18 protein-coding genes are annotated in these 18,972 nt (G+C 71.8%); 5 read left to right on the top strand and 13 right to left on the bottom strand.

All coding sequences use genetic code 11. The annotated features are described in order from the left end of the window. Positions 1–5 precede the first annotated feature (5 nt). From LQF12_RS15290 to LQF12_RS15270, 5 genes are all read right to left on the bottom strand, one after another. Positions 6–1,100: a vWA domain-containing protein gene (locus tag LQF12_RS15290; RefSeq protein ID WP_231053758.1), complete on the bottom strand. Its 1,095-nt coding sequence runs from the start codon at positions 1,098–1,100 to the stop codon at positions 6–8. After that, positions 1,097–2,134, bottom strand: coding sequence for a vWA domain-containing protein (locus LQF12_RS15285; RefSeq protein WP_231053757.1), 1,038 nt, complete (start codon positions 2,132–2,134; stop codon positions 1,097–1,099). Before LQF12_RS15285 ends, LQF12_RS15290 begins: the two co-directional genes overlap by 4 nt. Further along, positions 2,131–2,643, bottom strand: a complete 513-nt coding sequence (locus LQF12_RS15280) for a hypothetical protein (RefSeq protein ID WP_231053756.1) — start codon at positions 2,641–2,643, stop codon at positions 2,131–2,133. The genes LQF12_RS15285 and LQF12_RS15280 overlap by 4 nt, the downstream gene beginning before the upstream one ends. Beyond that, the gene (locus LQF12_RS15275) at positions 2,630–3,517 is read right to left on the bottom strand and encodes a DUF58 domain-containing protein (RefSeq protein WP_231053755.1); all 888 of its coding nucleotides are present in this window, start codon (positions 3,515–3,517) and stop codon (positions 2,630–2,632) included. The genes LQF12_RS15280 and LQF12_RS15275 overlap by 14 nt, the downstream gene beginning before the upstream one ends. Before the next feature lie 114 nt (positions 3,518–3,631). Beyond that, positions 3,632–4,654, bottom strand: a complete 1,023-nt coding sequence (locus tag LQF12_RS15270) for an AAA family ATPase (protein WP_231053754.1) — start codon at positions 4,652–4,654, stop codon at positions 3,632–3,634. A gap of 240 nt (positions 4,655–4,894) precedes the next feature. Between LQF12_RS15270 and LQF12_RS15265 the strand changes: the two genes are divergently transcribed. Next, positions 4,895–6,949, top strand: a complete 2,055-nt coding sequence (locus LQF12_RS15265) for a bifunctional copper resistance protein CopD/cytochrome c oxidase assembly protein (protein ID WP_231053753.1) — start codon at positions 4,895–4,897, stop codon at positions 6,947–6,949. A gap of 4 nt (positions 6,950–6,953) precedes the next feature. Here the strand turns inward: LQF12_RS15265 and msrA are convergent, their stop codons facing one another. Both msrA and LQF12_RS15255 read right to left on the bottom strand, forming a co-directional pair. Further along, the gene (gene msrA / locus LQF12_RS15260; RefSeq protein WP_231053752.1) at positions 6,954–7,487 is read right to left on the bottom strand and encodes a peptide-methionine (S)-S-oxide reductase MsrA; all 534 of its coding nucleotides are present in this window, start codon (positions 7,485–7,487) and stop codon (positions 6,954–6,956) included. A gap of 153 nt (positions 7,488–7,640) precedes the next feature. After that, positions 7,641–8,276, bottom strand: coding sequence for a VOC family protein (locus LQF12_RS15255; RefSeq protein ID WP_231053751.1), 636 nt, complete (start codon positions 8,274–8,276; stop codon positions 7,641–7,643). Positions 8,277–8,479: 203 nt separating this feature from the next. Between LQF12_RS15255 and LQF12_RS15250 the strand changes: the two genes are divergently transcribed. From LQF12_RS15250 to LQF12_RS15240, 3 genes are read left to right on the top strand one after another with little or no spacing between them, the layout of a single operon-like run. Then, positions 8,480–9,487: a zinc-binding dehydrogenase gene (locus LQF12_RS15250; protein WP_231053750.1), complete on the top strand. Its 1,008-nt coding sequence runs from the start codon at positions 8,480–8,482 to the stop codon at positions 9,485–9,487. Continuing rightward, positions 9,484–11,064 carry a class I adenylate-forming enzyme family protein gene (locus tag LQF12_RS15245; protein WP_231053749.1) on the top strand — a complete coding sequence of 527 codons (1,581 nt, stop codon included), beginning with the start codon at positions 9,484–9,486 and terminating at the stop codon, positions 11,062–11,064. The genes LQF12_RS15250 and LQF12_RS15245 overlap by 4 nt, the downstream gene beginning before the upstream one ends. After that, complete coding sequence (locus LQF12_RS15240; protein WP_231053748.1) at positions 11,061–11,489, top strand: PaaI family thioesterase; 429 nt, start codon at positions 11,061–11,063, stop codon at positions 11,487–11,489. The genes LQF12_RS15245 and LQF12_RS15240 overlap by 4 nt, the downstream gene beginning before the upstream one ends. 36 nt (positions 11,490–11,525) lie before the next feature. On the opposite strand, the gene LQF12_RS15235 is transcribed toward LQF12_RS15240, so the two are convergent. The 4 genes from LQF12_RS15235 to LQF12_RS15220 all read right to left on the bottom strand — a co-directional run bounded on the left by LQF12_RS15235 (position 11,526) and on the right by LQF12_RS15220 (position 15,231). Next, complete coding sequence (locus tag LQF12_RS15235) at positions 11,526–12,254, bottom strand: SDR family NAD(P)-dependent oxidoreductase (RefSeq protein WP_231053747.1); 729 nt, start codon at positions 12,252–12,254, stop codon at positions 11,526–11,528. After that, positions 12,254–13,765, bottom strand: coding sequence for a sodium:solute symporter family protein (locus LQF12_RS15230; RefSeq protein ID WP_231053746.1), 1,512 nt, complete (start codon positions 13,763–13,765; stop codon positions 12,254–12,256). The genes LQF12_RS15235 and LQF12_RS15230 overlap by 1 nt, the downstream gene beginning before the upstream one ends. Continuing rightward, the gene (locus LQF12_RS15225) at positions 13,765–14,067 is read right to left on the bottom strand and encodes a hypothetical protein (protein ID WP_231053745.1); all 303 of its coding nucleotides are present in this window, start codon (positions 14,065–14,067) and stop codon (positions 13,765–13,767) included. The genes LQF12_RS15230 and LQF12_RS15225 overlap by 1 nt, the downstream gene beginning before the upstream one ends. Positions 14,068–14,253: 186 nt before the next feature. Beyond that, positions 14,254–15,231 carry an acetylxylan esterase gene (locus LQF12_RS15220; RefSeq protein ID WP_231055629.1) on the bottom strand — a complete coding sequence of 326 codons (978 nt, stop codon included), beginning with the start codon at positions 15,229–15,231 and terminating at the stop codon, positions 14,254–14,256. 119 nt (positions 15,232–15,350) lie between these two features. On the opposite strand from LQF12_RS15220, the gene LQF12_RS15215 reads away from it, so the two are divergent. After that, complete coding sequence (locus tag LQF12_RS15215; protein WP_231053744.1) at positions 15,351–17,420, top strand: S9 family peptidase; 2,070 nt, start codon at positions 15,351–15,353, stop codon at positions 17,418–17,420. A 49-nt stretch (positions 17,421–17,469) separates the two neighbouring features. On the opposite strand, the gene LQF12_RS15210 is transcribed toward LQF12_RS15215, so the two are convergent. Both LQF12_RS15210 and LQF12_RS15205 read right to left on the bottom strand, forming a co-directional pair. Then, positions 17,470–18,159, bottom strand: coding sequence for a spermidine synthase (locus LQF12_RS15210; RefSeq protein ID WP_231053743.1), 690 nt, complete (start codon positions 18,157–18,159; stop codon positions 17,470–17,472). A gap of 20 nt (positions 18,160–18,179) precedes the next feature. Then, on the bottom strand, positions 18,180–18,881 hold the full coding sequence (locus LQF12_RS15205) for an LmeA family phospholipid-binding protein (RefSeq protein ID WP_231053742.1): 702 nt from the start codon (positions 18,879–18,881) through the stop codon (positions 18,180–18,182). Positions 18,882–18,972: the final 91 nt, after the last annotated feature.

Raw genomic sequence — 18,972 nt, 5'->3', positions numbered from 1 at the left:
CGCCATCATCGGCCTCCGTTCCCGGTGCCGACCGGCACCGCTACTACGTCTGCTCGTCCGCCGGTGTGCTCGTCGTCGTCATCGTCGCGAGGGTGCTTGCGACCTGACTTCGGCACCTCCCGGGCCAGGGCCCAGGCCTCCCATGCCAGCAGCAGGGCCAGCAGGATCGCGAACGGCCAGTACACATCCTCGTAGGTGGTCAGGTCGCGGCGCCCGTCCGCAGCGATCTGCTCGACGTCGACGCCCTCCACCAGGGGCTCCACCGAGTCGGGGGTGATGCGGTGGGTGTAGGAGACCCCGAGCTGGTCGGCGACGGTGCGCAGGGTCGTCTCGTCGATCCGGGAGACAGCCGGTTGCCCGGTCTCGTCGGTGATGAAGGGCGCGTCGGTGCCGAAGCCGGTGTCGGAGGAGCCGTCATAGGAGCGCATGGTGCCGCCGTCGGGCGTGCCGTAGCCGAGGACCGCGCCGCCGTCCACGAGCGGCTCCAGCTCGGCGAAGGAGTCGAACCCCTCGCCCGCCTCGGACCCGGACCCGTCGGTGTTCTCGCCGTCGGAGAACAGGAAGACCAGCCGGACGTTCTCCGGGTTGCGCTCGGCGGCCGCGGTCAGCGTCTGCGTCAGCGCCGCCAGCGGCCGGTCGATCGCCGAGCCGGCGGAGAAGTTCGTGATCTCCTGCGAGACCGTGTCCGCCCACGAGCGCACGGCACGCGAGTCCGTCGTCAGCGGCAGCTGGGAGGTCGTCTGGGAGTCGAACGCAAGAATGCTGTAGCGGGCGGCCGGCATCGCCTGGGTGAGGGCGACCATGTCCTGCTGGACCCCGACCAGGCGCGCCTGCTCGCCGTCGTAGTCCTCGGCGGCCATGGATCCGGTGCGGTCCACCACGAAGTACATCTCGACGTTCGTGATCAGCGACTCCTCCAGGGTCCGTGGGATGCTCGGGGTGAGGGCGATCACCAGCGCGGTCGTCACGATCGCGCCGCGGCGCCACCAGTCGCGGCGGCGCTGCCCGTGGGAGGTGCGGATCCTCCACACCGCCAGCGCCAGCAGCGGGGCGAACACCAGCAGCGTCAGCCACAGCGGCCACATCATCCGCAGAGTCATGAGCGCAACCTCCAGGCGGCGAGGAGGTAGAGGGCCAGCAGCCCCATCAGCCACGCGAAGTAGGTCTCGGGCCGATCGGTGATGATCACGTCCGAGTCCGCATCCAGCTCGGCCGCCTGCTGCGCCGAGATCTCGTCCACGATGCCGGCGACGGCGTCCGGGTCGTCACTGGCGTAGAAGAGCCCCCCGTGGGCCTCGACGGCGTCCCGGTACTCCTTCTCCTGTGCTGCCGAGTCGGCCGTCACCGCCCCCGCGTAGAAGCCGTGCAGGGTGATGTCGCGTTCGGCGACCAGGTCGGCCGCCTCCGGCAGGCTGTACAGCGCCTCCCCGAACACCTCGTTGTCGGTGGCGAGGATGATCGAGCGCGACCGTTCCTCGTCCTCCAGGTCGAAGGCGAGCGCACAGGTGGCCAGGCCGTCCCCCACCAGCGAGGAGGCGTCCTGCCCCAGCCCCTCGGTCCCGGCCAGGAACTCCAACAGCCGGTCCAGTGCCTCGGCGTCGTAGGAGAAGTCCTCCAGGGAGTCCACGTCGAAGTCGAGCGCCTCGGCTGCCTCGGTCAGCTGCTCCTCGACCAGGGCGTAGTCGTCGGTGAGCGGGAAGACGGTACGGGAGGTGGAGTTGAAGATCGACAGCGCGATCCGCTCCCCCTGGAAGCTCGGCAGCAGCTCCAGGAACCGCTGCACGATCTCGGTGTCGTACTCGACCATCGAGCCGGACACGTCCAGGCACAGCACGATGTCACGGGTGGCGAGCTCGTCCGAGCGGATCTCCCGGTCGACCGGGCGCGAGACCAGGAAGCCTGCCGCGATCGAGGCCCCGAACAGCACCACCACCAAAGCGCCCAGCAGCACGCGGTACCGGGAGATCCGGGACCGGAACGAGGGCAGCGAGGTCAGATAGCCGGAGTTGGCCACCCACGCCACGCGCTGCCGCTCGAGCTTGGCCGCGCGGGCGAACCAGCCCAGCACCAGCGCCGCCACCACGACCGCCAGCACCACCCAGATCGCCCACGGGTGCATCAGCACGCTCGTCACCACTGGCGCACCACCGCCCTCGCGCTGTCGGTGGCGGCCAGCGCCTCGGCGTCGGAGTCGATCGCGAACGCCGGCTCCTCGTACTCGCTGAGCAGGGCCACGAGCCGGTCGGTGCCCTCCAGCCGGGCGATCTCGCGGACGGTGAGCGAGGAGGTGTCCATGCGCATCCGCCCGTTCGCGAACTCCCGGAGGATGTGGTTGAGGTCCAGGTGCAGGGTGCGCAGGTCGGACTCGCCCTCGCGGTAGCGCGCCTCGGCGGCGTCGACCTGGCCGAGCATCGTCGTGCGCAGGTCGGCGTAGCGGTCGCGCCCGCCCTCGTCCTCCTCGTAGGGGCGCTTGCGCGTGCGGTAGAAGACGAACCAGTACCAGACACCGATGAGGGCCAGCAGCACCAGACCCACGATCCACACCCAGGTCGAGTAGGCGGCCGGGGCGACCGGGTCGTTGATCGGGGCGGCCGCGATGACCCCGCTCACGAGATCGCCGGCCACGATCTCACCGGCGGACACGGCGCTGCCTCCTCAGCAGATCGATCAGGGCGTCGATGAGCGTCTCCTCGCTGTCGGCCGTGACGCCCTCGACGCCCTGGCGGCGCAGCATCGCGGCCACGTCGGCGCGGCGACGTTCGACCGCTGTGCGGGCCTCCTCGGCCAGCGTCCTGTGCGAGCGCATGTACTCGGGGATGTCGAGGGGCTCGTCGACGTCGTCGATGGGCCGGTCCCCGAAGGTGGTGGGCAGTGCGTCGGCCACCTGGATGACCATCACCTCGTGACGGGTGCGCAGGCGCTTCAGCCCGAGTTCGTGCTCGGGGCGCGGGCGGGCCTCGTCGGTGATGAGCACCACCAGCGAGCGCCGGTTGAACCAGGTCAGCACCCGGTCCATGAGCCGGTTGAGGTCGCTCGGCCCGGCGTCGAGGGTGAGCATCGCCTCCGCCCGGCGCAGCAGCATCTCCATGTGCTCGGTGCCCCCGCGGGCGGGGATCTGGACGATGCGCTCGGCATCCCCGGCCACCAGTGCCACGGTGTCCCCGCGCCCGCGGGCCAGGTAGCAGACGATCTCGGCGGCGAAGGTGGCGATCTCGGCCTTGCTGCCGCCGTCGGGGGCGGTGGCGGCCATGTTCCGGCCGGTGTCGACCGCCAGCACCATCGCCAGGTTGGAATCGCGCACGAACCGGCGGATCACCGGCTCCCCGTAGGAGGCACTCGCCTTCCAGTCGATGTCGGAGACGTCATCGCCCATGTGGTACTCGGCCATCTCGTCGAAGTCCTGGCCGTGACCGGAGTAGATCGAACGGTGGCGGCCCTCCAGCAGCCCGGAGGCGCGCCGCACCGTGGGCAGGTCGAGACGGGCTCGGACCTTCGCCAGGCGGGACGTCGAGACCACGCGGGGCTCTCCTTGATCGGTGGGGCGCCGGCCCTCAGGCGGGGCGTCGTGGCGGGTGGATCACGGGCGGGTCAGGGCAGTGCGTCGGCGCGTCATCGGCAGCTCATCGGCAGCTCACGGACTGGGCACGGCGGCGAAGACGGCGTCGATCAGCGACTCCGGTGCCACATTGTTCGCGAGCGCGTCGTAGGTGCGCACGATCCGGTGGCGCAGCACCGAGTGCCGCAGTGCCTTGACGTCGTCGGGGACGACGTAGGTGCGGCCCGCCTGCAGGGCGAGCGCCTGGGCGATGCGCATCAGCGCGATCCCACCACGAGGGCTCGCGCCCACCCGCACGTGCTGGTTGAGGTTCGGCAACGGCCGTGGGCCGCCGCCGCGGGTGGTGTTGATGATCGCCACGATGTACTGCTTGATCGAGGTGTCCACGTACACCTGCTCGACGAGGCCCTGCAGGAACTCCACATCCTGGATGGACACGGGCTGCGCCGTCAGGGGAGCACTCATCCGGCCGGACTGGATCATCTCCAGGATGTCCACCTCCTCGTCCGGAGCGGGATAGGTGAGCACCTCCTTCATCAGGAACCGGTCCATCTGCGCCTCGGGCAGGACGTAGGTGCCCTCCTCCTCGATGGGGTTCTGGGTGGCCATCACCATGAACGGCTTCGGCAACTTGAAGATCTCCCCGCCGATGGAGGTCTGCTTCTCCTGCATCGCCTCCAGCATCGCCGACTGGGTCTTGGCGGAGGAGCGGTTGATCTCGTCCAGCAGTACCATGTTCGCGTGCACGGGGCCGAGCTGGGTGGAGAACTCACCGGTGGCGTAGTTGTAGATCTGGGTGCCGACGATGTCGTTGGGCATCAGGTCCGGCGTGCACTGGATCCGGTGGAAGGTGCCCGAGACCGAGTCCGCGAGGGTCTGCGCTGCCGTCGTCTTCGCCAGTCCCGGCACGGACTCGAGCAGCACGTGCCCGCCGGCGAGCATGCAACTGACCAGGGCGGTGCGCAGGCCGTGCTGGCCCACGATGCGCTGGTCGAAGACCCGCGCCACCTGGGCTAGCCGCTCGCTCGCCCGTTGGACGTCGTCGTAGGAGATCGTCGCCGTCGACGGCGCCAGATGGGGGGCAACGGGACTGGACATGAGCTCCGGCTCTGTGACGAGGAGTGCGGTCGCGGCCGATTATGCCAGCCGTCGCTGACACCGGCCCCGGCCGCCCGCGGGCAGGACTGCCCATCGCCGGAGCGCGCCTGTGCTCGCCTGTGCTCACCCGAGCCCGCCCTGCCAGCCTGGCCAGCCTGCCCGCCCTGCCAGCCTGGCCGGCCTGCCCGCCCTGCCAGCCTGGCCGGCCCTGCCCGCCCGGACGCCGCGTAGGCTGCCGGTGTGCCTCCGCCTCCCGTGCGCCACGTGGGTTGGGCCGTCTGGGCCCTCGCCCCGACGGCGATGCTCGCCGCGCTCCTGGGCCTGACCTTCTCCGGGGCGGCCGGCCCGACCGAGCTGGCCGACGCCGGCCCGCTGGTGCGGTGGGCCCGGCCGGTGGTCACCGTGCTGTGGCAGCTCGGGGCCTCGGTCACCCTCGGTGGCCTGGTGCTGCTGCTGTTCGTGCTCAGCCCGCCGCCTGATCACGCCAGGGCGCAGGCGGGCCCACGGGCGGGGCGCCAGCACGAGCGGACCGGGCGCGAGCGCGGCGCCGGGCAGGCCTGGCCGGTCGCCGCGCGCGCGGTGATGATCGCCGGCCCGGTGTGGGCCTCCTGCATGGTGATCGATCTGGTCCTCGGTTATGCGACCGTCGCCGGGCGCCCGATCGGCGGTGCCGGGTTCGGTGACGAGCTCGCCTTCTACCTCACCGAGATCTCCACCGGCCGGGCGGCCCTGGTCGCCGCCGTGCTCGCGGTAGTCGCCTCGATCGCCTGCGTGGCCGTGGCCGGCTACGGGAGCGCCGTGATCGCGGCCGTCCTCGCCATCGCCGTGCTGATCCCCCTCGCCACCTCCGGGCACGCCTCCGGCAGCGCCTACCACGAGCTGGGCATGTCCGGGCTGTTCGGCCACCTGCTCTTCGCCGCCGTCTGGGTGGGCGGACTGGTGGTGCTGTGCGTGACAGCCTCGAGGCTCGGCCGGGACCTGTCCGCCGCCGCCACCCGCTACTCGGCCGTCGCCCTGTGGTGTTTCGTCGGCGTCGGCGTCTCCGGTGCCGCCAACGCGTGGCTGCGGCTCGGAGGCTGGGAGGGGTTCCTCGGCAACTACGGCGCGCTGCTCGCCGTCAAGATCCTGATCTTCTGCGGCCTCGGGGCCATCGGGCTGGTGCACCGGGTGCGCACCATCCGCACCCTGGCACCGCGGCCCGACGGCGGAGCGCCCGGGGCGTTCTGGCGCCTCGCCGCGGTGGAGATCCTGGTGATGGGCGCCGTCATGGGCGTGGCAGTAGCCCTGGCCGACACCGGGCCGCCCGTGCCGCAGGAGGCGCAGGAGAACCTCAGCCCGGCCGAGGAGCTCTCCCAGCAGCCGGTGCCGCCGGAGCCGACGTTCGAGCGATGGTTCACCCAGGGGGTGCCGGACCTGCTGTACGCCTACCTCGCCGCGGTGATGGCCATCGTCTACATCACCTGGGTGTTGCGGCTACGGCGCCGCGGTGACCGCTGGCCGCTCGGGCGCACCGTGGTCTGGCTGGTGGGCGTGGCCGGTTTCGCCTGGATCACCTGCGGCGGGCCGGCGGTCTACGGGCGCATCCTGTTCAGCGCGCACATGCTCCAGCACATGACGCTGGTGATGGTGCTGCCGATCCTGTTCGTGCTCGGGGCGCCGGTCACCCTGGCGGTCCGGGCCCTGCCCGCCCGCACCGACGGCAGCCGCGGCCCGCGCGAGTGGCTGCTCGCGATCGTCCACTCCCGCTGGGCGCGACTGGCCTCCCACCCGGTGATCGCGGCCCTGAACTTCGCCGGCTCGATGATCCTGTTCTACTTCACGCCGCTGTTCGAGGGGGCACTGACCACCCACATCGGCCACATTCTCATGGTGCTGCACTTCAGCCTCGCCGGGTACGTCTTCGTCAACGTGCTCATCGGGATCGACCCGGGTCCCAGGCGCCCGATCTACCCGCTCCGGCTGGTGGTGCTGTTCGCCACCATGGCCTTCCACGCCTTCTTCGGCATCGCGATCATCTCGATGGACACCCTGCTGGCGGCCGACTACTTCGGCGCCCTCGGGTTGCCCTGGGGCGTGGACGCCCTCGCCGACCAGGAGACCGGCGGCGAGATCACCTGGGGGATCGGCGAGGTGCCCTCACTGGCGCTCGCGATCGGCGTCGCCGTGCAGTGGGCCCGCAGCGACACCCGCGAGGCGAAGCGGGTGGATCGCAAGGCGGACCGCGACGAGGACGCCGAGCTCGAGGCCTACAACGACATGATGGCGAAGATGGCCAGGGACTCCCGGCCCGGCTGACCGGTCAGCGGTTCCGGCGCGGCAGCACCCATCCCGGGCGCGGGAAGTGGCAGGTGTAGCCGTTCGGGTAGCGCTGCAGATAGTCCTGGTGCTCGGGCTCGGCCTCCCAGAACGGGCCGGCCGGTTCGATCGTGGTCACCGCCGGTCCCGGCCACAGCCCGGAGGCGTCGACATCGGCGATCGTCTCGAGCGCCGTCTGCTCCTGCTCGGGGGTGAGCGGGAAGATCGCCGACCGGTAGCTGGAGCCGATGTCGTTGCCCTGCCGGTTCAGCGTGCTCGGGTCGTGGATCTGGAAGAAGAACGCCAGCACATCCCGGTAGCTGGTCTGCTCCGGGTCGAAGACGATCTCGACCGCCTCGGCGTGCCCGGGGTGGTTGCGGTAGGTGGCGTGGTCGTTGGTGCCGCCGGTGTAGCCGACCCGGGTGCCTAGCACGCCGGGCTGGGCGCGGATCAGGTCCTCCATGCCCCAGAAACAGCCGCCCGCCAGCACGGCGGTCTCGGCGCCCGGGGTCTGGGTGATCGTGCCGGTCTCAGTCATGGTGCCTCCTGCATCGGGGTTCTCCCACGCTCAACTCCCGCGGCACCTGCGATGTTCCGCGGACAAGGGAATCCACTTCTGTCGATCGAATCCGGTTTCTGCTCGGCAGAGGCGGATTCGAAAGACGGACGTGGATTCCCACGCGGCGGTTCCTCAGCCGAGGGTCACCACTCCGCGGAGGGTGCGCAGCTCCGCCCGGATCCGCAGCCGCTGACCCGCTCCGACCTGCACCAGTCCGACGGAATCCACGGCGGTCAGCGCAGCCCGGACCGTCTCCGGCTCGGGATGTTCCAGGTGCAGCGCCGTCAGCTCCACCGAGGGCAGGTCGACCGAGGGGTGCGGGGTCTGGCCCCAGTCGATGAGGAACGGGATCGCGCCGCCCAGACCGCCCTCGGGCGGGGTCAGCTGCCAGGCCAGCAGCTCGCCGTCGGCGGTGCGCCGGCTCATCGGTGCCACCACCCCGGGGTCGTACCCGTCCGCTCGGGCCGAGGTCACCAGCGCCTCGATGTCGCGCCCGCTCCCGCCGAGGTTCACGGCCCACCCCACCATCGTGGGGGCGCTGACCTCGTCCACCCGCAGCGGGCGGGGCCGGTCGGGCTCGCCCTGCTCCGGATCGGGACCCAGCAGCTCGAGATAGCGGCCCTCACCCAGCCCCAGCAGGGCATTGGCGGTGCCGCGGCCCTCGTGCCGGCCGCCGTCGACCGGTGCGACCCTGGTCAGCTCGGTGACCTGTGCCACCAGGGCCTGCAGGTCGGGGCCGGCGTAGACGAGGTGATCGATCGCAGTCATGGGCGCCACCCTACGACTGCGCTGACCGGCGGGACACGGATGCGTGGACTGCGGCGCGATGGTGCCGCAGACCGGCGCAGCCGTGTCTCTCCCGTCACGGGCCGCCGGATCTGACGCGCCGCGCCGGCCGTGAGAAGGTGAAGCCGGACACCGCGCAGCGCCTTCCGGTCCGCGCAGCGCCACCGGAACGAGGAGGAACACCGATGCCCGAGGCGACCACCGCCGGTACCACCATGCGCGCGGCGCTGATCGTCGAGCGCGGCGGACCCGAGGGGCGGGTCGTCGGCGAGCACCCGGTCCCCGAGGTCGGCCCAGCCGATGTACTCGTCCGGGTGCGGGCCTGCTCGCTGAACCACCTCGACGTCTTCGTGCGCAAGGGCGTGGCCGGCCAGCATCTGCCGCTGCCGCACATCTCCGGCGGTGACATCGCCGGGGAGATCGCGGCGCTCGGTTCCGAGGTCACCGACCTCGAGGTCGGCCAGCGCATCCTCATCGACCCGCTGGTCGACGGTAAGGCGCTCGGTGAGGACATGCAGGGCGGGCTGGCCGAGTACGCCGCCGTCCCGGCCACCAACATCATCCCCCTGCCCGACGGCGTGGATTACGTGCGCGCCGCTTCCCTGCCCATTGCCTACGGCACCGCCCGCCGCCAGCTGATCACTCGCGGCGGGCTGCAGGCCGGTGAGACCGTCGCGATCCTCGGCGCCGCCGGCGGGCTCGGTACCGGCGCCGTGCTCATCGCCAAGGCCGTCGGAGCCACCGTGATCGCCTGCGCCAGCTCGGCCGAGAAGCGTGACCGGCTCACCGAGCTCGGCGCCGATGTCGTCATCGACTCCAGCGCCGAGGACTGGGGCGCCCAGATCTGGAAGGCCACCGGCAAGCAGGGCGTGGACCTGATGGTCGACAACACCGGCGCCGCCACCTGGCAGTCCTCCATCCGCGCCACCAAGGTCGGCGGGCGGGTGGTCACCTGCGGTGCCACCAGCGGTTACGAGGTCACCCAGTTCCAGCCCTACGTGTGGGTGCGCGAGCTCGACATCCGCGGCAGCAACGGCTGGCGCCGGGAGGACCTCGAGGCACTGCTGGCGATGGTGGCCTCCGGTGACCTCGAGCCGGTCATCGACCGTACCTTCGGCCTGGACCAGATCCGCGAGGCCGAGCAGCTGCTGGAGGACCGGGCCGTGATCGGCAAGGTCGTGATCACCCTGTGACGCAGGGCGAGACGCCGGTCGGCGATACCCACCTCGCCGACAATCTCGCCGTCGCCCTCCTCGCCGGTGCCGCCGACCACCCGGGCCGGCCCGCGATCCTGCAGGGTTCGCAGACGATCACCTACGGCGATCTCACGACGGCGGTCCGCACCACCGCGGCGGCCCTGCGCGGCCTCGGGGCCGGCCCGGGCGACCGGGTGGCGCTGCTGTTCGGCAACGACCACCGGTTCGTCGAGGCCCTGCTCGCCACCGTCTGGATCGGTGCGGTGGCCGTGCCGCTGAACACCCGCGCCGGGCGCGCCTCGCTCGAGCACGTGATGGCCGACGCCGAGCCACGCGTGCTGCTCACGCACGATCCGCTGGCCGAGCGCGCCGCCGAGCTCGCGGCCCCCGCCGAGGTGCCCGTGCTGCTGGCGGCCGACGGCGGCTGGCGAGGAGCTGACGGGACGCAGGCTGCGCCGTCGGGGGCCGGCGGACCCGAGCCCGTGCGGCCCGGCGACATCTGCCTGCAGCCCTACACCTCCGGATCCACCGGCAATCCGAAGGGGTGCCTGCTCACCCACGCCGGCCAGATCTGGAACGCGAGCACGGTGGCGCGGGTGTGGGAGCTCGCCGGCGACGACCGCGGCCTGATCACCGCCCCGCTCTACCACAAGAACGCGATGATCTGCGTGGTCAAGCCGCTGCTGCTGGTGGGCGGCACCATCGTGATCGGCCGCCGGCCCGACCCCGCCGGCATCCCCGCCGAGGTGGCCGAGCACCGCTGCACCTACACCACCGGGGTGCCGGCCACCTACGAGATGCTGCTCGCCAGCGACCAGCACACCGAGCACGACCTGTCCTCGCTGCGGTTCGTGATCTGCGGCTCGGCCCCGCTCTCGGACGCGCTCGGGCAGCGATTCGCCGCCGGGCTCGGGGTGCCGGTGATCGAGGCCTACGGGCTCACCGAGGGCGGCCCGCAGGTGCTGATGAACCCGCGCACCGAGAACCCTCGCTACGGCCGGGCCGGACTGCCGCTGCCTGGCTGCGAGGTGCGCGTGCTCGACCCCGATCTCCCGACGGCGCAACTCGCCCAGGCGACCGACCTGCCCGTGGGTCAGGTGGGGGAGCTGTGGGTGCGCAACCCCGGCGTGACCGCCGGCTACCACCGGCTGCCGGAGGTGACGGCGCAGCGGATGACCGACGGGTGGCTGCGCACGGGCGACCTCGCCGCGGCAGATGCCGACGGCTACCTGCGGGTGCTGGGCCGCGCGGACGACATGATGAACGTGGGCGGGGAGAACGTGTACCCGCTGGAGGTGGAGAAGTTGCTGCGCACCATGCCCGGGGTGGGGCAGGCCGCCGTCGTACCGATCCCGCACGCGCGCAAGGGCCAGGTGCCGGCGGCGTTCGTCGTGGCCGGGGGCTTGAGCGAGGACGAGGTGAAGCAGTACGCACTCACCCACGGCGCGGCGCACGCGCATCCGCGGCGGGTGTGGTTCGTCGAGGAGCTGCCGCTGGGCGGGACCGGGAAGATCGACTACGCCCGGTTGACCCGGCTGGCACGCGAACGGATCGAGACCGAGGAGACGACGTGAGTGAGACGACCCTGGTGGACAGCGCGACCGTGGAGCGGCTGCTCACCACCCCCGCCTACCACCGCTGGCTGGGCCTGGAGCTCGTGCGCGCCGCACCCGGGGAGGTGGAGATCGCCCTGCAGTGCCGTGGCGAGCTGACCGCGGACGTCGACGGCAGTTACGTGCACGGCGGCATCCTCGCCACGCTGCTCGATGTGGCGGGCGACTTCGCGCTGGTGACCGAGCTGGGCGTGGGGCTGCCGACGATCGACCTGCGGGTGGACTACCTGCGCCCGGCCCGGCCCACCGACCGGTTGCTGGCGGTGGGCACCGTGGTGCGGAAGGGGCGCTCGCTCGGCGTGGCCGACGCCGTGGTCACCAATGGTGACGGCAAGAAGCTCGCCGTCGCGCGGGGGCTGTACAGCACGGCGGTCGCCTCCGCCTGAGGTCGCTGCCCCGCCCACAGGCGATTCCAATGTGGGTCAGCGACCGATCAGGTCGGCGCCCCCGTCCACGGGTAGGACGGCGCCGGTGATCCAGGCGGCGTCCTCGGAGAGCAGGAAGGCGACGGCGGCCGCGACGTCCTCCGGCCGGCCCACCCGGCCGAGGGGGTACTCCGCCCCGCGGGTCGCGATCAGGGTCTCGTAGGCGCCGCGGTCCAGTCCGCCGCTGACCCAGATGCCGGTGTCCACCAGCGAGGGGCGCACCACGTTCACCCGCAGCGGCGCCAGCTCGAGCGCCAGCGCCCGGGAGAAGGACTCCACCCCGCCCTTGGCGGCGGCGTAGGCGCTCACCGAGGCCTGCGGGTTGACCGCGATCGAGGAGCTCAGCGTGACGATCGCGCCCTGGGCCTCGCGCAGGGCGGGCGTGAAGGCCCGGCACGCGTTCATGGTCCCGAGCAGGTTGACGGCGATCTGCCGCTCCGCCTGCTCCGGACCCGTTCCCTCCAGCGTGCCCCGGGTGACGGTTCCCGCGCAGGTGACGAGGGCGTCCACCTGGCCCTCCTCGGCCACCACCCGCGCGGCGACGTCGGCCATGGCACCGGCCTCGGCCACATCCACCTCGTGCTGGACCTCCGGCACCCAGCCTGCGCCGTCGGCGGCCTGGCGTGCCAGGCTCACGATCCGGTAGCCGGAGCTGTGCAGCCGCTCGCCGACGGCCCGGCCGATCCCGGCCGAGCCGCCGGTGATGACGGCGACGCGCTGACTCATCAGACCTTCGCGGGGTCGGTCTCGAAGAGATCGAAGTGGCGATCCACGTGCTCCTTCGACGGCGGCCGCGTGAGCAGGCTGCCACCGATCAGCACGATCACGCCCACGATGGCGGCCGGGATCGCCGGGTGCCACCCGCCGAGGGAGATCGGCAGCCACCCCTGGTTCAGGCTGAGGAAGATCAGCTCCGAGAGGAGCATCGAGAGCACGGCCGCCGGGGCGGTGGCGCGGCGCCAGTACAGGCCCGCCAGCAGCGTCGGGAAGATGAGGAAGACCGCCGGCCAGGTGATGGAGACGATGATCCCGATGATGCTGCTGGGCCCGAAGAAGGCGACCAGCAGACCGCCGGCCACCAGGATCGGCAGCAGGATCCGCGCCGTCGTGGTCAGGGCCTTGTTCTCCCGCTCGGGGCTCAGTGCGGTCCCGCGCCGCCTGGCGGCGATCGGGTTGACGTACTCCTTCGCCACGATCGAGCTCAGCGTCAGCACGATCGAGTTCGCGGTGGAGCCCGTGGCGGCGATGATGGCCAGGATCGCCACCAGCAGCAGCCACTGCGGGAGGACCTCCATGATCATCGCCGGGTAGATCGCCTCGGGCGCCGGGTCGCCGGGCCGGGTGACCACGCCGACCATCGCGATGTAGAACAGGCAGAAGTAGATGATCGCGGTGCCCACCGGCAGCGAGATCGCCATGAACTTCAGGGTGGAGTGGCTCCGGGCGGCCATCCACCGCTGCTGCAGCTGCGGCATCGTGAAGTGCGCCGCCGCGAAGATGACCAGCACCGAGATCAGGTACGGCAGCCCGAACAGTCCGTCGGCGCCAGGGTTGGACAGCAGGGCGCCCTGGCCCTGGTCCTCGACCATGTCGAGCAGATTGCCCAGGCCGTCGGTGTGGGTGGCGACGAGGATGATCGCCGCGATCGCGAGCAGCACGTACATCATCCCGCCCTGGATCACGTCGGTCCACACCACCGAGCGGAACCCGCCGCTCATCACGTACAGCGTGACGACCACGGCCAGGAAGACCGCCCCCGCCCAGTAGGGGATCCCACCGCTGGTCACCGCCTCCAGGGTCAGGCCGCTGCCGCGGAACTGGGCGCCCATGTAGGGCACGAGCGCGGCGATCATGATCAGCCCGGCCACCAGGCCGACCGAGCGGGAGCGGTACCTGTCGGTGAGGTACTCGGTGACGTTGACGATGCCGTACTTGCGGGCCACCACCCAGATGCGGGTGCCGGCGAAGTACAGGATCGGCCCGACGGCGGCCGTGGTGGCCACCTGGATCCAGGCGCCGATGCCGCTGGTGTAGAACTGGCCGGTGATGCCGAAGTAGCTGAAGGCGCTGAACAGCGTGGCGGTGACGGTGAAGAACGCCGGGATGTTGCTCAACTTGCGGCTGCCGAGCACGAAGTCCTCGAGGGTGTTCTGCGTGCCGCGGTGGCCGAGATAGCCCAGGAAGACCAGCAGGCCGGCGAAGACCCCGAGGGCGATCCACATGGTGGTGGCGGACATCAGCGCTCCTCCTTCGCCTCGGTCGGAGCGGCCTGGGTCTGGGTGGCCTGGCTCGGAGCGGCCAGTGCCTCGGCGCGGCGCGCGACGGCGGCGTAGGGGTCCCACCGGTAGACGATCCAGGCGACGTAGCCGACGAACAGCGCGGTCCACAGGATCCAGAAGAACAGCGGCGCCGGGATCACCCCGCCGATGATCGGGGTCTCGGTGTGCTGTGGCCAGGGATAGACCATGAGGGCTGCGAGCAGGACCCCCAGGACGATCGCGACCACCCCGGGTGCCCGGGAGCGTGGCGTCTGCGACATGGATCAGCTTCCTTCCGCGGCGAGCGCCGCCTCTGCAGGAATCGTCCGGCCGGTCAGGGGCGTGGCTGCGCAGCTGGCGGTCGGGTTGGTCGCCGATCACTGTACGCGCGTGCCGCAGGCTCGGACATGGGCGAACCGGCCGGCGACCACATGGCGGGATTCACCCCGTCGTCCCGCCCGGGTCAGTTACCCGCTGGCCGCGATCAGCTCCCGTACGCCCCGCAGCCACACGGCCTCTTCCTGCACCTGGGAGGGGTACTCGGCGTGGCCGGCGCTGAGCACCTGCAGGCGCGCGTCAGCGCCGGTGGCCGCCCGCGCCGCGTTGTGCACCGCGAACTGCCCGGCCGGGGGGACCGCCGGGTCCCACAGCGCGCACGCCATCAGGGTGGGGATCCGCAGCCGCAGCGCGGCGGTGGCGGCGTCGAAGTAGCGCAGCACCTCCCGGGCCCGCGGATGAGTGCTCACGTACTCGGTGACCAGCGCCCCGCTGCCGGTGCAACGCTGCGCCATCCGCAGGTCGTACTGCCCGAAGCTGGGCACCTGCAGAGCAGCCGCGACGAACCGCCGGTCCCAGGGGAGGGCGAGGGCACCCTGGCCCCCGCCGAAGCTGCCGCCGACGAACACCAGCGGCACCTCGGACTCGAGCACTTGATGCAACGCCGTGGCGGCGGACCACACGTCCGCCGCGCAGCCGCGCAGCACATAGGTCTCGATCGACTCGATCCCCTCGAGGACGTGCCCGTGCTCGGGGCGGAGCACCTGCGGCATCAGGCTCATCGTCGGCAACCCACGGGCCACCGGGAACACCGCTGCGGCATCGGCGGGCAGTGCGGCCAGGTCGGGCTCGGAGCGTCCGCCGTATCCGTGACTGATGACCACGCCCACGCGTGCCGGCCGGTGTGGCAGCGCCACCCAGCCCCCCAGCCGGAGGCCGTCGAGGGTGGTCAGGTCGAGGTGGTGCACATCGTGATGGCGGGCCGTCATCGGGTCCGGTGTCATCCACGGTTGCGGGTCCACGCGCCGACCCTGGGCGTAGAGCCGGCGCCAGTACGCGTCGAAGCCCGCGGGCTCGGCCGGCGGGCGCACCGCCAGCAGTGCCTCGAGGTCGTAGCCGTGGGTGGCATCGAACGGGGCGTCCGGGAACCAGGTGCGGAAGGGCGGCACAGTCAACTGGTGCTCCTTGGTCGATGACTGCGCGCCACCCTACTGAACCTGTGCCGCACCGCCGGCTGCGGGCGGGAATCGTCTCGCCACTGTCGCCCCCGGCGTGGTACGAACGTCCCGTGAGCACCCACGACACCGCCGACTCCGAGGCGAACCCTCCGGCCACCCCGTTCCACGACCTCGACTCCTATGTCGCGCTGCCGCGCGTGAGCTCACTGACGCTCTCACCGGACGGCAGCTCCCTCGTCGTGGGCGTCTCCTCGCTCAACGCCGACGCCACCACGTACCTGACGTCCCTGTGGGAGGTCGACCCCTCGGGCGGCCACGCCGCGCGACGCCTGACCCGTGGCCTCACCGGGGAAGGGGGAGCGGCATTCACCGCGGACGGCGACCTGCTGTTCGTGGCCAAGCGGCCCACTGAGGAGACCGGGGACGACAAGGCCAAGCCCGCGCTGTGGCTGCTGCCGGCGGCCGGCGGCGAGGCCCGGCAGGTGGCGACCCGGCCGGGTGGCATCTCCGGGGTGCACGCGGCCCGCTCCGCCGATGCCGTGGTGGTCACGGCCGATGCGATGCCCTCGGCGGCCGACGAGGAGTCCGAGCAGGCCATCTGGGATGCGCGCTCCGAGCAGAAGGTCGCGGCCATCCTGCACCGCGACTACCCGGTGCGGTTCTGGGACCACGACCTCGGGCCGGCCGCACCCCGCTACTTCACCGCCGAGCTCGGCGGCGCCGATGACGAGGCCGAGCTGCGCGACCTGACCCCGGACGCCGGCAAGCACCTCATCGAGGCGGGCGCCGATCTGGCCGCCGACGGCTCCGCCGTCGTGAGCTCCTGGAGCGTGCCGACCGGCCGGGGTGCCCTGCGCTCGCAGCTGGTGCGCATCGATGTCGCCACGGGTGAGCGGTCGGTGCTCGTGGACGATCTCGAGGCCGACCTCGACGGCCCCCGGATCAGTCCCGACGGCCGACTCGTCGCCTATCTGCGCGAGAGCATCACCACCCCGGAGCAGGCGCCGGAGGTGACCCTGTGGGTGTGCGGGATCGACGGGTCGTCGCCGCGCCGCCTCGCCGCGGACTGGGACCGCTGGCCCGGGCAGCCGGTATGGCTGCCGGACTCCTCCGGGCTGCTGATGGCCACCGACGACGACGGCCGCTCGCCCGTCTTCCACCTCACCCTGGCGGGGGGCCTGACCCGTCTGACCGACGACGACGCCGCCTACACCGGGGTGGTGGCCGCACCGGACGGTTCGGCCGCCTATGCGTTGCGTTCCTCCTACGAGTTCCCGTCCGAGGTGGTGCGGATCGATCTGACGGGGGAGGCGGCGCAGCGGGTCCAGCCGCTGCGTGGACCGGTGCCGCGGCCGGTGCTTCCGGGGACGCTGCGCGAGGTAGAGACCGAGGCCGAGGACGGCACGCGAGTGCGCTCCTGGCTGGCACTGCCGGAGGGGGCGAGTGCGGACGAGCCCGCTCCGCTGTTGCTGTGGATCCACGGCGGGCCGCTCGGCTCCTGGAACGCGTGGAGTTGGCGCTGGTGCCCGTGGATCCTGGTGGCGCAGGGGTATGCGGTGCTGCTGCCCGATCCGGCACTGAGCACCGGGTACGGGCAGGACTTCATCCAGCGCGGCTGGGGCGCGTGGGGGCAGGCCCCGTTCACCGACCTGATGGCCGCCACCGATGCCGCGGTGGAGCTGCCGGAGATCGACGGGACCCGCACGGCCGCGATGGGCGGCTCCTTCGGTGGCTACATGGCCAACTGGGTGGCCGGCCACACCGACCGGTTCGACGCGATCGTCACCCACGCCAGCCTGTGGGGCCTGGACGCCTTCGGAGGCACCACCGACGCCGCGTTCTATTGGACCCGGGAGATGACCCCGGAGATGGCCGAGCGCAACTCCCCGCACCGGGCGGTGGCCGACATCCGCACCCCGGTCCTGGTCATCCACGGGGACAAGGACTACCGGGTGCCGATCGGTGAGGGGCTGCGGCTCTGGTACGACCTGCTCAGCTCCTCCGGGCTGCCGGCCGCTGAGGACGGCTCCACGGTGCACCGGTTCCTGTACTTCCCGGACGAGAACCACTGGGTCCTCACCCCGCAGCACGCGAAGGTCTGGTACCAGGTGGTCGCCGGATTCCTGGCCCAGCATGTGCGCGGGGAGGGCGAGCCCCAGGTGCCCGAGGTCCTGGGGTAGTCGACATCGCCGCTGGTCGGCGGGTGGGTCAGTCGGCGACCGGGGCCCCTCAACGGGCCAGGTAGACCGTGTTGGCCGACTCCCCGCCCGTGAGCGGGTTGGCGAAGGTGACCACCTCGGCCGAGGTCCGGTCGAATACCTGCCTCAGCACGTCCTCGAACCCGGCGTCGGGCGGGTCGTCCGACCACAGGGCGAACACGCCGTCCGGGGCGAGGTGGCGGCGCATCGAGCGCAGGCCGGCCGGGGTGTAGAAGGCGGCATGGCTGGGGTGCAGCACGTGCCCGGGCGTGTGGTCCACATCGAGCAGGATCGCGTCGTAGGTGGTCTCAGGTTCGGCTGCGACGAGCTGGAAGAAGTCACGCAGCACCAGGTGGCAGCGAGGGTCCTCGGCCAGCCCGGCGGTCTCGGGCAGCAGACCGCGGCGATGCCAGTCCAGGACCGGCTCGGCCACGTCCATCACTGTCAGCTCCGCCACCCGCGGGTCGGCCAGCGCCGTGTGCGCGGTGTAGCCGAGCCCGAGCCCACCCACCAGCACCCGGGCATCGCCGCGGTCGAGCAGGTCCAGGCCGAGCGTGGCCAGCGCCCGCTCGGCCACCGTGAACAGGCTCGACATCAGGTACTCCTCGCCGAGCCGCACCTCGTAGACGTCGGTCTGCGCGGTCAGGTCGTAACGCCGCCGCAGGCTGATCTCACCGACGGGGGTCTGCTGGAAGTCGAGCTCTTCGAAGCGGGCGGCCATTCGGCAGTCCTACCACGGGGTCAGCCGAGATCATCGAAGGCGACGTCGGTGCCGGTCACCCGGACGAGCACGTCGCTGCCGGTGGTCTCCACCGACTCCAGGGCCAGCGCCTCCGGGAGGGCATCGAGCGGGACGTCGATCCCCGCCAGATCGCCGAGCAGGTCGCCCGGGACCGCACCGGCATCGACCTCTAGGCCGCCGAGGGTGAAGGTGTCGGGTTCCAGGCGCAGCTCCCCGGACTCCACCACGGGCGTCAGTGTCGCCTCGAGCGGGACCCCCAGGACCGTCGCCGTGGCCAGCAGTGCGCCGTCGGCGACGTCGATCGTGACGCCGTCGGGTACCCGGCCGCTCTGTTGCACCAGGGTCTGGACCGTCCCGGGAGGCAGGGTGGCCGTCATGGTCAGGTCGGTCACGGTGCGCGGCGCCTCGATCCCGACCCCGGCGGCCGTGACCGTCACATCGGTGAACTCGGTACCTTCGTACTGGATGAAGTCCGCGGTCAGGCGGACGGTCTCCAGCGATCCGGTGATCATCTGCGGCAGGAAGAGCGCGCCCTCGATGGAGGCGTCGAGCCCGTCCGCGTCCGGGAAGGCGGTGGCCGCCTCGGTCTCGATCCGCTCCTCGGCCTGGCCGGCGGCCCAGCGGTCCAGCGCGTAGGCACCGCCGACGAGCACCACCAGGAGGAGGAGGGTGCCGATCGCTGCCTTGCCCGAGCGTGACATGGGCGCCACGATATCCGGCCCACCGGGTGCAGCCGTGCGAAAAACCGTGGCGTACCGGTCCGGCCGCTGCCTACTGTCGCAGCCATGGGTT

Source organism: Ruania suaedae (assembly GCF_021049265.1).
GTDB classification, from domain to species: domain Bacteria; phylum Actinomycetota; class Actinomycetes; order Actinomycetales; family Beutenbergiaceae; genus Ruania; species Ruania suaedae.
This window is presented reverse-complemented; position numbering and strand designations above follow the sequence as displayed.